Raw genomic sequence first — 13,769 nt, forward strand, 5'->3', positions numbered from 1 at the left:
CCCTGGCGAACTGTTATCAACCGTTTCTCAAATCGCTCCATCGACTGAGGATAAACCCCTTCATTTTCCCTGAACCAGCTGTCCGTATGCCGGTCGATCACCGTGCCCAGGAACGCGCCGCTACGTTCCGTGCAGGTGCTGGCTTGTGACTCGCAGCGATAAATGGCGGTCTTTTCGCAGCGCTATTTTGTCACCCCGCAGATCCTTGAAAAGCTTGTTCGTTCTTCTTGTTCGGTGCTCTCGTCAGGACCGCGTCGTTGCCCCTCGGTTACCCGGGGCGGCCCGACCGACTGCCTGCACGCTCCTGGCGAACCGCGCTCACGGCGCGCACGGCAACTACGGCGGCCACGATCAGCACGGCCGCGGCCAAGGCCGTGCCCGGTCCACCCAGCCGCCCGGTGACGGCACGGGGAAACCCGTGTGCGGGCTGGCCGGTGCTGCCACCTGTGACCTCGTTGTCCGTCACCTCCCATTCGGCAGAGGAGGGGAAGATACCGGCCGGAAGCCTCTGCTGTCGGAGACGCCGACGTGAGGCAAGCCTGCGCCGCACTTTCTCATTCGGAGCGGGCATTACGCCGTCCGCTGCCACCGCGGCGGGGAGGTCAACGATGTAGGGCTCACCGTAATAGGCCGCCGAAGCCACCGAGTCCAGCCAGATGCCGGGCGGGGGTTCCACCCCGCGGCGCGAGAACGCAGCCAAGAGCATCTGCTGGATCTCACCCAGGCTCTTGCCCCGGGCGACCTGCGTGACTTCGAAAATGGCCAGCTGGAGCTGCACCTTCTCATCCGCCGCCGGATCTTTGGCGCTCGGAGCCTGTTCAACGGGGTCGGTGTTAAGTGGCCCGGTCTTGGGTGTGCCCGCGTTGCGCGAGTCGGGGCTCATGGGGGTTCCTTTCTGTCATGTTGGGTCCAACTGCCCTTCGAATTTGCCCGTCCGCGGGCATCGACGGTACTTGCTCGCCGCCCGGTAACTTGACCCGGAAGCCCGTGCGGCGGGGTTGGGACGGTGCTGTTCCGAGTCACCTCTACCGGACTGGGTCCGACCGAACGCGGCCTGGTTATCCGCGAAACGGGGACGAGACAAGGGGCAGGTGTGTCTATCGTGGCGCAATTCCGTCGGTTTGTCGTCGGCGTTGACACTCATGCCATAACCACTTCCACGCCATCACCGCCGCAAGTTACGAACCGCTCAAGACTCTCTCGCGTTGACCGTCGTCCGAAGGGTCCGCGAGGGGCCGGGGTCTTTTTGCCTTGGCGGAAGCCGTTGCCGCGGCGATCTCCGAGCTTGGGAGCCGGAGTGCAGGCCACGGTCGTTGCTCCGGAGACAGGAAATTCCCGATTTGTGGTTCGACCGGGTGGGGCGTTGGAGCCCGGCCGCCCCGCTTCACACCGGCCGTGATCCGGACCAAACACCGGACCCCCGCGGGACTCCGGCAGGAGCCCCGGCAACCTCCACCGCCCCGCGGCTACGACCGGCAGCTCCTGCGGGTTTTCTACAGGTCGGATCTCTCGGCCCTGAAGAGCAGCCCGCCTCCCGGACCTACTACGACCGAAAGCGCGCCGAAGGCAAGACCCACACCCAGACCATGCTCTCCCTGGCCCGGCGCCGCCTCAACCTTCTCTGGGCCGTGCTCCGCGACGGCACCACCTACATCCGAGTTCCCGCAGGCGGGCTCTATGGCCACCTGACGACACGGGCCTGCGGAGCTCCACTCGTGCCGAATCGGTCGTCCACGGAACCCTCTCCAGGAGTATCTGGATAACGGTTGATCCGGGGTTCCTGGTCGTGACGCATGCTTTGCAATAGTGCAGAGTCGCCAGCATGCGGAAGGGCCATGTCGACCAGAACGACCCAAGGGCCGCCACAGTCAGGTATTTTCCTGAGATCCATAAGCCTGCATACTGTTGCGGTTACGCAATGATTCCCGTTAGATTGAAGACTTAGTGGGGGACCCGGCTCGGCGCCCGTGCAGGAAGGGCGGGAAGCTGACGCGATTGCTGACACTCTAAGGAGTCACCCTCATGGACAAGGCCCGGCGTATCGTCGCTATTACCGGATCCAGTGGCGGAATCGGGCGCGCATCGGCGGTTGCCTTTGGCCGTCAAGGCGCCACCGTTGCCTTGCTTGCCCGTGGCGAGGCAGGTCTGGCCGGGGCCGCGCAGGAGGTGGAGGCCGCCGGCGGCCGCGCGTGGACTTTGAGCGTCGATGTCGCCGACGCCGATGCTGTGGATGCTGCCGCCGAGCGAATTGAGCGCGAGTTGGGGCCCATCGACGTCTGGGTCAACGTTGCCTTCACTTCGGTTTTCTCCCCCTTTTCGGAAATTTCCGCAGCTGAGTTCGCACGCGTGACCGAGGTCAGCTACCTCGGTTACGTCTACGGAACCATGTCGGCCTTGAAGCGCATGCGGCCGCGAAACCGCGGCGTCATAGTGCAGGTCGGCTCGGCCCTGGCCTACCGGGGCATCCCGTTGCAAACCGCCTACTGCGGCGCGAAACATGCTATCCAGGGTTTCAATGAATCGCTGCGGTGTGAACTGCTGCATGAGTCGAGCGGGATCCACACCACGATGGTGCAAATGCCGGCGGTCAACACGCCCCAGTTTTCCTGGGTCCTGTCCCGCCTTCCGCGACAGGCGCAGCCCGTGCCGCCGATTTACCAGCCGGAGCTGGCCGCCCGGGCGGTCGTGTACGCGGCGGAGCATCCACAGCGTCGGGAGTACTGGGTCGGCGGCAGCACTGCGGGGACACTCATCGCGAACGCCGTCGCCCCAGGCCTGCTCGACCGCTACCTGGCCAAGACAGGCTTCAACGCCCAGCAGACCGCGGAACCCCGCCATCCCGACCAGCCCAAGAATCTCTGGGAACCTGCCGACAAACGGAAGGATTTCGGGACGCGCGGTATTTTTGATTCCAGGGCCTCCAACCGCAGCGCGCAGCTGTGGGCCTCCCAGCACTATGCAGCGGTGGGCGCGGCCGCAGCCGGGCTCCTCGCCTCCGTGGCCGTCGCGGGCCGCGCGCTTTTGCGGTCGGCGAACCGGTGAAGCCGCTGGAATTGGTCCGGGCGGCGTACGGGATGTGCGAGCTGTTGGCACCGGATTATGTTTCCGGCCTGCTACTGGGTGAGATGCCGGATGGCAGGACCCGCGTGGTGATCCGGATTCTGGGCGCACGGCACCTGGTTCAGGCGGTGCTGACTGTCCGCGGCGGGCGCTCTGCCCACCTTGTCGGAGGCAGTGTGGATGTGGTCCACGCCGCGAGTATGGCCGGGGTCGCCGTGTTGGATAGCCGTCATCGGAGGTCTGCGGGAGTCAGCGCGGCGCTTGCGTTGGTTTTCGCGGCGGGGGAGTTCGGATGATCATCGTCAGCGGTGTTGCTTGCGCGCCTGGCAGCGGCGCCGGTCACACGTGCAGGTCGATGGTGAACCTGCCGTCTTCGGTGCCTTCGCCGCCGTCCGCCGCGGCAAACGCGTCCATTCCCAGCGCCGTGGCGCCGCGCAACTCGTTTGTCATCCGTCCCATCACCGCGGCAACGGCGTTTCGCCGGTGCTCCAGGACGGTGTTGACCAGCGACGCGCCTTCAGGGGTCAGGGACAACTCCACGTACCGCCGGTCCGCGGGGTCATCGCGCCGCGCGATCAGTCCGGCATTGACCAGCCGGTCGCAGGTGCGGGTGGCGTTGGACGGGTGGACCCCCAGTTCCATGGCTACCGCACCGAGATTTTGCGGTCCGCGCGAGGCAATCATTACCAGCACCCGCAGCTGGGGGCTGGTGACAATGTCTTCGACTTCGACAACTGACTGGGCCACGACACGCAGCAGGACGTTCGCGGCCCTAAGGACCGCATCGATCTGGGCGTCGGCGCGGTCGTCGCTGTTTCTTTCCACGCACCCCAGTATTACCCCGGTGCTTGCGGAGCAGCAAAGTTTGCCCAGCGGCACGTATTTTTCCTGATTGCGGAGGAGCGCACCATGAAGCATGCACCCGAAAGGGAAATGACCCACCTCGTTGATCGCCTGGTCCGCAACGTGAAAACGGGCAGATTCGAACGGTCTCTTTCCGGGCTCACCGCAGCGGGGGCCTTGGTGACAGCGGCAGAAATCTACTTCGAACATGACAAGGCCAGCTTCGGGAACAAATGGATGTGGCTGCCCGTGGCGCTTGGTCCGGTGGGCGCCGCGGCCGGGCTTGCCGGGGTCTTCAGCCGCAGGATGGCCAAAACTGTATTGCCGATCGCCAGTGCCGCGATAGTGGCCAATGGGCTGCAGGGAACCTATCTGCATGCCCGGGGAATAGCCCAAAAACCGGGCGGATTCTCCAATCTGCGCTACAACCTGGAGATGGGACCGCCGCTGCTGGCGCCGCTGCTGGTGACATTGGTCGGCGGCATGGGGCTGCTGGCTTCCGTTCTCAGGCGGGAGCGATGAGCCGGCTTCCCCTGGATAGGGGCGCCGGTGGTGGCCGGTACCCGGGATTCAGCACGCTCGCCCAGTCCGGCCATTGGGACCGGGCAACCGCGGGCGTGGTCCTGGGCCGGCTGGCGCGACCCGCCGACATCCGTTTCTTCACCCCGGCCGAAGAGGCCACTGCCAGGGCACTCTTTGACCAACTCCTTGACCAGCATGCCGAGCCCCGCGTCCCGGTCGTTAACTTCGTCGACGCGCGCCTGGCCGAGAACCAGACCGACGGCTGGCGCTTCGAGGACATGCCTGAAGACGGACAGGCCTGGCGGACATCGCTGTCGGCGCTGGACCGTGCGGCGGAAGAGGCGTTCAACCAGACGTTCGCCAGCTGCAACGACGACCGGCAGGCCGACCTGCTCCGGACCGTCAGGGACCTGGGCGCTTCGTCATGGCAGGGCCTGCCGGCCGGACGCGTGTGGGGGCTGTGGACCCGCTACGCGTGCACAGCCTTTTACTCACATCCGTGGGCGTGGGACGAGATCGGATTCGGGGGGCCCGCGTACCCCCGCGGGTATAAAAATGTGGGACTCAACCGGCTGGAACCGTTCGAAGTGGCCGATACCAGACCCACGGAGGACCCCGTGGCGCTGGACGGTGGAACCCGGAGGTGAGCCACGTGCGGAGCGTGCGGAGCCGTAATGAATCCGCGTGGCTGCTGCCGGCCGGCCCGGGCAGCAACCACCGGCTGCGCGATGACATGCGCGTGTTCGATGACCGTGACGAAGTGGACATCGTTATCGTGGGGTGCGGAGCGGGCGGCTCAACCATGCTGCAACGGCTGGCCCGCGCGGGATGGCGGGCGGTCGCCCTCGATGCTGGCCCGTTCTGGGACCCTGAGCGTGACTGGGTGAGTGACGAGGCCGGCTCGCATCAACTGTATTGGACCGATCCGCGCGTGATCGGCGGTGATGACCCCGTGCCCCTCGGATCGAACAACTCAGGCCGCGGGGTGGGTGGCTCCATGGTGCACTACGCCGGATACACGCCCCGGTTCCACCCCAGCGACTTCCGCACCTTCACCACGGACGGCGTCGGCGCCGACTGGCCCCTGGACTACGCGGATCTGCGTCCCTTTTATGAGGACATCGAAGGGGAACTCCCGGTGGCCGGAGAACCCTGGCCGTGGGGCGATCCGCACCGGTATCCGCACCGGCCTCACCCCGTCTCGGGCAACGGAGAGCTCTTCCTCCGCGGTGCACGCGCCTGCGGGATCACGGCCAAGGTCGGTCCGGTCGCGATCGCCAACGGCCGCTTCGGCAACCGGCCACACTGCATTTACCGGGGCTTTTGCCTTCAAGGCTGCAAGGTGAACGCGAAGGCCTCGCCCCTGATAACCCACATTCCGGACGCACTCGCCCACGGCGCCGAAGTGCGGGCCGATTCGATGGTGACCCGCATCGGCTTCGACGAAGGGACCGGCAGGGCCACCGGTGTCCACTACACCCGGCACGGGCGGGAACGGTTCCAGCGGGCGCGGATGGTGGCCGTCGCCGGATATTCGATCGAAACACCGCGTCTCCTGCTGAATTCGACCTCAGCGAGATTCCCGCAGGGTATGTGCAACGACTTCGACCAGGTCGGCCGGTACGTGATGGTCCAGGGCGCGCCGCAAACGGCGGGCCGGTTCGACGCGGAGGTACGCATGTGGAAGGCTCCGCCGCCGGAAGTCAGCACTGAGGACTTCTATGAAACGGACCCCACCAAGCCCTACAAGCGCGGATTCTCCATTCAGACCGTTTCGCCGCTGCCCATCACCTGGGCCGAGCACGTCTCCGCCCAGGGACATTGGGGAGCGGACTTGCGCCGCTACATGAGCGACTTTCCGCATTGGGCCTGCCTGGGCGCGCTGTGCGAATTTCTTCCGCTGGAAGGAAACCGTGTCACCTTGGCGGAGGAAAAAGACCGGACCGGGCTGCCGGTTGCCGAGTTCAGCTACAGCCAATGCGAGAACGACCGGCAACTGATGGGCGCCGCGCAGGATGTCATGGAGAAGATCCTGAAAGCTGCAGGCGCGGACGAAGTCATGACCATCAAACGCTTCGCCCATCTGGTGGGCGGGGCGCGGATGGCTGCCGACGAACGCCATGGCGTGGTCGACCAGATGTGCCGCAGCTTCGCCGTTCCGAACCTGTTCATCACCGACGGCAGCGTGTTGCCGACACAGGGAAGCGCGAACCCGGCGCTGACGATCATGGCGGTGGCGGCCCGCGCCGCCGAAAGACTGAGCACTGGAAGGGAAACTGATCATGGCATCACAGACAGTTGCTGATTATTTGCTGGCCCGGCTCCGCGAATGGGGCGTGGACAAAGTTTTTGCTTTTCCGGGGGACGGCATCAACGGGTTGCTCGCTGCCTTCGGGAAAGCCGGCAACGAACCGAAATTCATTCAGGCCCGACACGAAGAAATGAGTGCCTTCGAAGCCGTCGGCTATGCCAAGTTCTCCGGCAAGGTCGGGGTCTGCATGGCCACCTCCGGCCCGGGCGCGATCCACCTGCTCAACGGGCTGTACGACGCGAAACTGGACCACGTGCCGGTGGTGGCGATCGTCGGCCAGACAGCCCGCAGCGCGATGGGAGGCTCCTACCAGCAAGAAGTGGATCTGCTGAGCCTCTTCAAGGACGTGGCCTCCGAGTACCTCCAGATGGTCACGGTCCCCGAGCAGCTCCCCAACGTCCTGGACCGGGCCGTACGGATAGCCCTGGCAAGGAAGGCCCCGACGGCGGTCATCATCCCGTCCGATGTCCAGGAATTGGAGTACACGCCACCGACGCACGCCTTCAAGATGGTTCCTTCCAGCCTCGGCATCCGTTGGCCTGAAATCCAGCCCAACGACGACGCGATTCGCGGCGCGGCCCAGCTGCTCAACGAGGGAAGCAAAGTGGCCATGCTCATTGGCCGGGGGGCCCGTGGCGCGGCCGCGGAGGTCCGCCAGGTCGCGGAATTGCTGGGCGCAGGCGTTGCCAAGGCGCTGCTCGGCAAGGACTCCCTGCCCGACGATCTTCCCTATGTGACCGGATCAATCGGCCTTCTCGGAACCCGCCCCAGCTACGAAATGATGCGCGACTGCGACACCCTGCTGACCATCGGATCAAGCTTCCCCTACACCCAGTTCATGCCGGAAGAAGGGCAGGCGCGCGGTGTCCAGATCGACATCGACCCAGGCATGATCGGACTGCGGTACCCCTACGAATTCAACATCGTCGCCGATTCCGCCACCGCCCTGCGGGCATTGATTCCGCATCTGCAGCGGAAACAGAACCAGTCCTGGCGCGCAGACCTGGAAACGAAAATCACCCGGTGGTGGGAGACCATGCGCGCCGAGGCCATGGTCGAAGCCAGCCCCATCAACCCCATGCGGCTCTTCTCCGAGCTCTCCGACCGGCTGCCTGACGACGCAATCCTCACAGCAGACTCCGGATCCGCGGCCAACTGGTACGCCCGGCAACTGAAGTTTCATGGCCACATCCGCGGCTCCTTGTCCGGCAACCTGGCCACCATGGGACCGGCGGTGCCCTACGCCATTGGAGCAAAATTCGCCCACCCCGCACGTCCTGTGATCGCCTTCGCCGGGGACGGTGCCATGCAGATGAACGGCATGGCCGAGCTCATCACCATCCAGCGCTACTGGCGCGAGTGGACTGATCCCAGGCTCATCGTTGCGATCCTGCACAACGATGACCTGAACCAGGTGACCTGGGAAATGCGGGCCATGGGAGGGGCCCCGGCGTTCCGTGAATCCCAAGCCCTTCCCGACGTCGACTACGCGGCTTTCACGTCCAGCCTCGGGCTGCAGGGCATCAGCGTGGGGTCCCCCGACGAACTCGGGGACGCATGGGAGAAGGCACTCGCAGCGGACCGGCCGACCGTTCTGGATGTGCGCACAGACCCGGACATCCCGCCAATCCCGCCCCACGCCACCCTGGAACAGGCACTCAACAGCGCAAAAGCGGTCATGAAGGGCGACGACAGCGGCTGGGGCATCATCAAAGAAGGCGTCAAAGCCAAGGCCCAGGAGTTCCTCCCGCACAAGAAGGATTGACCGTCATGATCGATTCAAGCCTTCAGCTGGGACGTCTTGACGTCTCGGCCTACACGGTGCCGACCAGCGCGCCGGAGGGCGACGGAACCTTGGCGTGGGACGCCACCACCATCGTCCTGGTCCAGGCCGTGGCCGGCAGCTGGACCGGCATCGGCTGGACCTTCGCGCCGGGGGCCTGCGCGGCGCTGATCAAGGAGACCCTGGAACCGGCCGTTACCGGGCTCAACCCTTTCGACGTTCCTGCAGCGGCCGAAGCCATGGCCCGGGCGGTGCGCAACACTCCACGCCCCGGACTGGCCGGCTACGCGATCTCCGCCGTCGACTGCGCGCTCTGGGACCTCAAGGCACGGATCCTCGGCCTTCCCCTGCACCGGCTCCTCGGGGCGGCGCGGGCGGAGGTGGAGATTTACGGCAGCGGCGGGTTCACCACCTATTCAGAGGCCCAGCTCCGACGCCAGCTGGAGGGCTGGACCGGCCAGCAACAGATCCCGCGGGTCAAGATCAAAATCGGCGAGGACCGCGGCGCGAACACGGCCCGCGACCTCCTCCGGATCCGTCAGGCACGGGACACCATCGGGCCGCACGTCCAGCTGTTCGTCGACGCCAACGGCGCTTACACCGCCAAGCAAGCCGTTCGGGTTTTCGACGCCGCGGCAGAGCAGGATCTGACGTGGTTCGAAGAACCGGTATCCAGCGATCACCTTGAGGGGCTTCGCCAGGTCCGGCAGTCTGTCACGGCGGATGTCGCAGCCGGCGAATACGGTACGACCCTGTTCTATTTCCAGCAGATGTGCGGCGCCGGCGCCGTTGACTGCCTTCAAGTGGATGTGAGCCGCTGCGGGGGAATCACGGAGTGGTTCCGGGCCGCCGCGGTAGCCGCGGCCCACGGCCTGGAAGTCTCCGGGCACTGTGCACCGAACCTGACCGTGCCCGCGGCTGCAAGCACCCGCAATTTCCGTCACCTGGAGTGGTTCCACGACCACGTCCGGATCGAGGAGATGTTCTTCGACGGGACGCCCGATCCACAAGGAGGCAGCGTTCGGCCCAGCGACGACCGGCCCGGCAACGGACTCATTTTCCGGGCCCTGGACGCCGAACCATACCGAATCTAGGCCGTGGAGCAGAAGGAGCCAGCTTGAAACACTCAGCTTTTCAGGGACGCAGGCACGCCGGTACGGGCCTGGCGGACACCTGATGACACCAGCCCAGCCCGATGGCGGGGAAGTCTTCTTCCCGCCCCAGGTTCTGCGCGACTATGCCCTGCTGGCGGACGGTGAACGGGGCGCGGTGATCGGCCCGCGCGGTGACGTTGTCTGGCTGTGTGCCCCGCAATGGGATGACCCCGCCGTGTTCTCGTCCCTGGTGGGCGGCGCCGGGGCATTTTCCGTGACACCCCTGAACCCGCGCTATGTGTGGGGAGGGCACTACGACGACGGCACACTGATCTGGAACAGTCGCTGGGTCACCACGGACGGCATCGTCGAATGCCGCGAGGCCCTCGCGATGCCGGGGGACCCCGCCCTGGCGGTGCTGATGCGTCATATCCGGGTTGTATCGGGCACCGCGCCGGTCCGGGTCCTCCTGCACCCCCGGCCGGGCTTCGGCCGGTGCCGGGTGGACCTTTCCAACGGCGGGGACGGTGTGTGGTCCGGTGAGGGCGGCGGACTGCACCTTCGCGTCAGCGGGATGGGCCGGGCAAACGCGAACGATGGCGTGCTGCAACAGGATGTGCAGCTTAGGCCCGGAGAGGAACACCACGTCGTGATGGAGCTTTCCGCCAGGCCGCTACCGACCCGGCCGCCCGTCCCTGCGGATCTCTGGACGGCCACCGGGCGCGCCTGGGCCACAACGGTACCTGCAATGAACGGGACTGTTGCCCCTGCCGACGCCCGCCGGGCTTACGCGGTCATGCGCGGGATGACCGGCGCAACCGGTGCCATGGCCGCAGCCGCCACCATGGGCCTGCCGGAGCGTGACGAGGCAAAACGCAACTACGACTACCGCTACGCCTGGATCCGGGATCAATGCATTGCCGGCCAGGCCGCCGGTGCCGGCGGAGCCACCGGCCTCCTCGACAGCTCGGTGCACTTCGTCAGCGAACGGTTGCTGGCGGACGGAACCAGCCTCAAACCCGCTTACACCGTCCGCGGCGGCAGGGTCCCGGACGAGCACACACTCGACCTTCCGGGTTACCCGGGCGGGACGGACAAGGTCGGCAACTGGGTAAACGGGCAATTCCAGCTGGACAGTCTCGGCGAAGCCCTGCTGCTTTTCGCCACCGCCGCCCGCCATGACCACCTCGACAACAGGCACTGGCACGCAGTGGAGCAGGCGGTGGCGGCCATAGAGGAGAAGTGGGCCGAGCCGGATGCCGGCATCTGGGAACTCGAGAACGAACGGTGGACCCATTCACGGCTGATGTGCGTCGCCGGCCTCAAAGCCGTCTCCCGGTATGCCCCCGCCACCCAGGTCTCTGCCTGGGGACCACTGGCAGACAGGATTCTGGCACATACAGCCGACACCTGCACGCACCCCAGCGGCAGATGGCAACGATCGGCCGACGACGAGAGGATCGACGCGGCACTGCTTCTTCCCGCCATCCGCGGAGCCGTCCCCACCGGCGACGGCCGCTCCCTCGCCACGGCAGCGGCCGTGAGGAAAGAACTCCTCGATGATGGATACGTTTACAGGTTCAGGCACGGGCCGGGCCCCCTGGCGGACGCCGAAGGCGCCTTCCTCCTGTGCGGCTTCTTCTTGGCCCTGACCGAACATGAGCAGGGCAACACCACAGACGCATTCAGACTCTTTGAACGCAACCGGGCCGCCTGCGGTTCCCCGGGACTGTTCACCGAAGAATACGACGTCGAACAGCGCCAGCTGCGCGGCAACTTCCCCCAGGCGTTCGTCCACGCCGCCATGCTCGAAACAGCTCACCGCCTCGCCCGGCCGGCGGCACCATGACGACAGTTAACACACCCTCTTGCAGGAGGACACCGCCACTGGGGAGTGTCCGTTTAACGGTGGATTCACCGTTGGCATTTAGTTGATTCTTCCGTCGAAGCTGATGGCGAAGGCATTCAGGGCCGGCTTCCACCGTGAGGCCCATCGTGCCCTGCCTTTGCCGGTCGGGTCCAGTGCCCGGGTCGCCAGGTACAGGCATTTCAGGGCCGCCTGCTCGGTGGGGAAATGGCCCTTGGCCCGGACCGCGCGCCGGTAGCGGGCATTGAGGGATTCGATGGCGTTGGTGCTGCAGATGACCCGCCGGATTTCGACGTCGTAGTCCAGGAACGGCACGAACTCGCTCCAGGCGTTCTCCCACAGCCGGGTCACCGCCGGGTACTGCCGGCCCCACTTGGTCGAAAACTCTACGAACCTTTCCTTGGCCGCGGCCTCGGACGGTGCCGTGTAGACCGGGCGCAGATCACGGGACATCTCGTCCCAGTACTGCCGGGCCGCATACCGGAAGGTGTTCCGGATCAGATGCACGATGCAGGTCTGGACGACGGCGAGTTCCCACACGGTGTTGATGGCCTCCGGCAGGCCTTTGAGTCCGTCGCAGACCGTGATGCAGACGTCCTCCACGCCGCGGTTCTTGATCTCGGTCAGCACCGAGAGCCAGAACTTTGCGCCTTCGCCGCCGTCCCCGGCCCATAGCCCGAGGATGTCGCGTTCACCGTTGACGCTGACACCGATAGCGACATAGACCGGCCGGTTCGTGACCTGCCCGTCACGAATCTTGACGTGGATAGCGTCGATGAACACCACCGGGTAGACGCGGTCCAGCGGCCTGTTCTGCCACTCGGTCATCTCGCCGATGACCTTCTCGGTGATCCTCGAGATCGTGTCCTTCGAGACCCTGGCGCCGAACACCTCGGCGAAGTGGGCTGCGATTTCTCCGGTCGTGAGCCCTTTCGCGCTCAGCGACAACACGATCTCGTCGACTCCCGTCAGCCGGCGCTGGCGTTTCTTCACGGTCTGCGGATCGAACGTCGCACCGGTGTCCCGCGGCACGTCGATCTCCACCGGCCCGATCTCCGTCATGACGGTCTTGGTGCGGGTGCCGTTGCGGGAGTTCCCGCTCCCGCGCCCGGACACGTCGTGTTTTTCGTATCCGAGGTGTTCGTCCATCTCCGCTTCCAGAGCGGTCTCCAGGACGTTTTTCGTCAGCCGGTTCAACAGCCCGTCCGGGCCGACGAGATCGATACCCTGCTCTTTGGCCTGGGCCAGGAGCTGCTGCGCTAACTCTTGCTGATCCAATTCAGTCGCCATGGGATCCATGGTTCCGCTCATGATCAGTCCTCCCCGCCAGGCATCGCCCGGTGTGTCTGGCCAACCCTGAATCCACCGTTATTCAGACACTCCCCGCCACTGACCATACGGAGGCCGAGATATTTCGACGAAAACTGAGACCAGCCGCAAGTCACCTTGCGGAAAATTGGCTGGCGGGGAGCAGTTGTTCGTTGTGAACCGGTGTGTGTGACATATAGGGGCAGGGCGCTTCGATCGTGGAACGGCTGTCGTTCGTGTCCGGCCCTTTGCTGCCCGGCGGCCTACTGGCCAAGCAGGGAGACGGCGTGGGCGATGACGAGTGCGAGCAGCACGAATCCTCCGAAGGCCTCCAGTCCCATCAGGGATTTTGCCCGGGCCGAAAGGGGCATCGTGTCTGTGGGGCTGAATGCCATCGAGTTGGAAAGGGAGAAGTAGACGTAGTCGACAAATGAAGCCGTCCAGTCCGTCTTCACGGAGGACCGGGCGGCAACTTCCTGCACTGCGTCGTGGTCTTCGTCCTGGGGGAACCGGAAGTCTGCCCGGGGCAGCTCATGGCGCGTGGCGTGGCGCCGGGTGACCGGACCGCCCCGGTCCAGTTCCCAGTAGACCAAGGCGAACGCGATGACGTTTGTCACCCATACCTGAAGGGCCGCGAGCAGCAGCGTTGGCCCGTTGCTGTTTCCGGAGTTCGTGAGGAGAATGACCAGTTGGACGAGTGCTGCCTCGTTGGCCACGACAAGCAACAACGCCTGGCCGACGGAAAGATGCCTTGACCAGCGGGTTTCGCGGACCAACCTGCGTGGATTCAGGATAATGAGCGGAATCAGCAGGGCCAGGCCGACGACAACAACGGAGTAGCGTACCGCCGGAAGGAACGTCGTGGGCAGCGTGGCGTATAGCGCCAGTGCGATGAGAAGGCCGATGACGGCAGGCCAACGGTGTTCCGCCCGGGCCTGCCGTTCATTGTGGGTGGTCATGGTCAGGAGTGTAGGTCCTGGG

General features: G+C 65.4%; 11 protein-coding genes and 1 pseudogene. 8 read left to right on the forward strand and 4 right to left on the reverse strand.

The genetic code is table 11. The features are described from left to right. Positions 1-268 precede the first annotated feature (268 nt). Complete coding sequence (locus AC1DKQ_RS18045; RefSeq protein WP_476851093.1) at positions 269-883, reverse strand: hypothetical protein; 615 nt, start codon at positions 881-883, stop codon at positions 269-271. A 623-nt stretch (positions 884-1,506) separates the two neighbouring features. On the opposite strand from AC1DKQ_RS18045, the pseudogene AC1DKQ_RS18050 reads away from it, so the two are divergent. Together AC1DKQ_RS18050 and AC1DKQ_RS18055 are read left to right on the forward strand one after the other, a co-directional pair. After that, positions 1,507-1,652: pseudogene (locus AC1DKQ_RS18050) on the forward strand (IS110 family transposase); the annotation flags it as partial. 370 nt (positions 1,653-2,022) lie between these two features. Beyond that, positions 2,023-3,042: an SDR family oxidoreductase gene (locus tag AC1DKQ_RS18055; protein WP_476851092.1), complete on the forward strand. Its 1,020-nt coding sequence runs from the start codon at positions 2,023-2,025 to the stop codon at positions 3,040-3,042. 357 nt (positions 3,043-3,399) lie between these two features. On the opposite strand, the gene AC1DKQ_RS18060 is transcribed toward AC1DKQ_RS18055, so the two are convergent. Continuing rightward, positions 3,400-3,885, reverse strand: coding sequence for a MarR family transcriptional regulator (locus AC1DKQ_RS18060; RefSeq protein ID WP_476919760.1), 486 nt, complete (start codon positions 3,883-3,885; stop codon positions 3,400-3,402). 84 nt (positions 3,886-3,969) lie between these two features. Between AC1DKQ_RS18060 and AC1DKQ_RS18065 the strand changes: the two genes are divergently transcribed. From AC1DKQ_RS18065 to AC1DKQ_RS18090, 6 genes are all read left to right on the forward strand, one after another. Continuing rightward, on the forward strand, positions 3,970-4,425 hold the full coding sequence (locus tag AC1DKQ_RS18065) for a hypothetical protein (RefSeq protein WP_476851090.1): 456 nt from the start codon (positions 3,970-3,972) through the stop codon (positions 4,423-4,425). After that, positions 4,422-5,072: a gluconate 2-dehydrogenase subunit 3 family protein gene (locus tag AC1DKQ_RS18070; RefSeq protein ID WP_441410672.1), complete on the forward strand. Its 651-nt coding sequence runs from the start codon at positions 4,422-4,424 to the stop codon at positions 5,070-5,072. Before AC1DKQ_RS18065 ends, AC1DKQ_RS18070 begins: the two co-directional genes overlap by 4 nt. Beyond that, positions 5,069-6,730: a GMC family oxidoreductase gene (locus AC1DKQ_RS18075; protein WP_476851089.1), complete on the forward strand. Its 1,662-nt coding sequence runs from the start codon at positions 5,069-5,071 to the stop codon at positions 6,728-6,730. Before AC1DKQ_RS18070 ends, AC1DKQ_RS18075 begins: the two co-directional genes overlap by 4 nt. Next, a complete protein-coding gene (locus tag AC1DKQ_RS18080) occupies positions 6,708-8,501 on the forward strand; it encodes a thiamine pyrophosphate-requiring protein (RefSeq protein ID WP_476851088.1) in 1,794 nt (597 codons plus the stop codon). Before AC1DKQ_RS18075 ends, AC1DKQ_RS18080 begins: the two co-directional genes overlap by 23 nt. 5 nt (positions 8,502-8,506) lie before the next feature. Next, a complete protein-coding gene (locus AC1DKQ_RS18085; protein WP_476851087.1) occupies positions 8,507-9,613 on the forward strand; it encodes an enolase C-terminal domain-like protein in 1,107 nt (368 codons plus the stop codon). Positions 9,614-9,695: 82 nt separating this feature from the next. After that, positions 9,696-11,462 (forward strand): glycoside hydrolase family 15 protein, encoded by a 1,767-nt coding sequence (locus AC1DKQ_RS18090; protein ID WP_476851086.1) that lies wholly within the window; start codon positions 9,696-9,698, stop codon positions 11,460-11,462. Positions 11,463-11,540: 78 nt separating this feature from the next. Here the strand turns inward: AC1DKQ_RS18090 and AC1DKQ_RS18095 are convergent, their stop codons facing one another. Both AC1DKQ_RS18095 and AC1DKQ_RS18100 read right to left on the reverse strand, forming a co-directional pair. Further along, positions 11,541-12,779, reverse strand: coding sequence for an IS256 family transposase (locus tag AC1DKQ_RS18095; RefSeq protein WP_476851112.1), 1,239 nt, complete (start codon positions 12,777-12,779; stop codon positions 11,541-11,543). A gap of 272 nt (positions 12,780-13,051) precedes the next feature. Then, positions 13,052-13,747 (reverse strand): hypothetical protein, encoded by a 696-nt coding sequence (locus AC1DKQ_RS18100; RefSeq protein ID WP_441410677.1) that lies wholly within the window; start codon positions 13,745-13,747, stop codon positions 13,052-13,054. Positions 13,748-13,769 lie beyond the last annotated feature (22 nt).

Source organism: Arthrobacter sp. 05L421 (assembly GCF_056397785.1).

Bases quoted from the DNA above. Each gene is read 5' to 3' on its own strand.
- AC1DKQ_RS18045 (WP_476851093.1), bottom strand. From the start codon at position 883: ATGAGCCCCGACTCGCGCAACGCGGGCACACCCAAGACCGGGCCACTT.
- AC1DKQ_RS18055 (WP_476851092.1), top strand. From the start codon at position 2,023: ATGGACAAGGCCCGGCGTATCGTCGCTATTACCGGATCCAGTGGCGGA.
- AC1DKQ_RS18065 (WP_476851090.1), top strand. From the start codon at position 3,970: ATGAAGCATGCACCCGAAAGGGAAATGACCCACCTCGTTGATCGCCTG.
- AC1DKQ_RS18070 (WP_441410672.1), top strand. From the start codon at position 4,422: ATGAGCCGGCTTCCCCTGGATAGGGGCGCCGGTGGTGGCCGGTACCCG.
- AC1DKQ_RS18080 (WP_476851088.1), top strand. From the start codon at position 6,708: ATGGCATCACAGACAGTTGCTGATTATTTGCTGGCCCGGCTCCGCGAA.
- AC1DKQ_RS18085 (WP_476851087.1), top strand. From the start codon at position 8,507: ATGATCGATTCAAGCCTTCAGCTGGGACGTCTTGACGTCTCGGCCTAC.
- AC1DKQ_RS18090 (WP_476851086.1), top strand. From the start codon at position 9,696: ATGACACCAGCCCAGCCCGATGGCGGGGAAGTCTTCTTCCCGCCCCAG.
- AC1DKQ_RS18095 (WP_476851112.1), bottom strand. From the start codon at position 12,779: ATGGATCCCATGGCGACTGAATTGGATCAGCAAGAGTTAGCGCAGCAG.
- AC1DKQ_RS18100 (WP_441410677.1), bottom strand. From the start codon at position 13,747: ATGACCACCCACAATGAACGGCAGGCCCGGGCGGAACACCGTTGGCCT.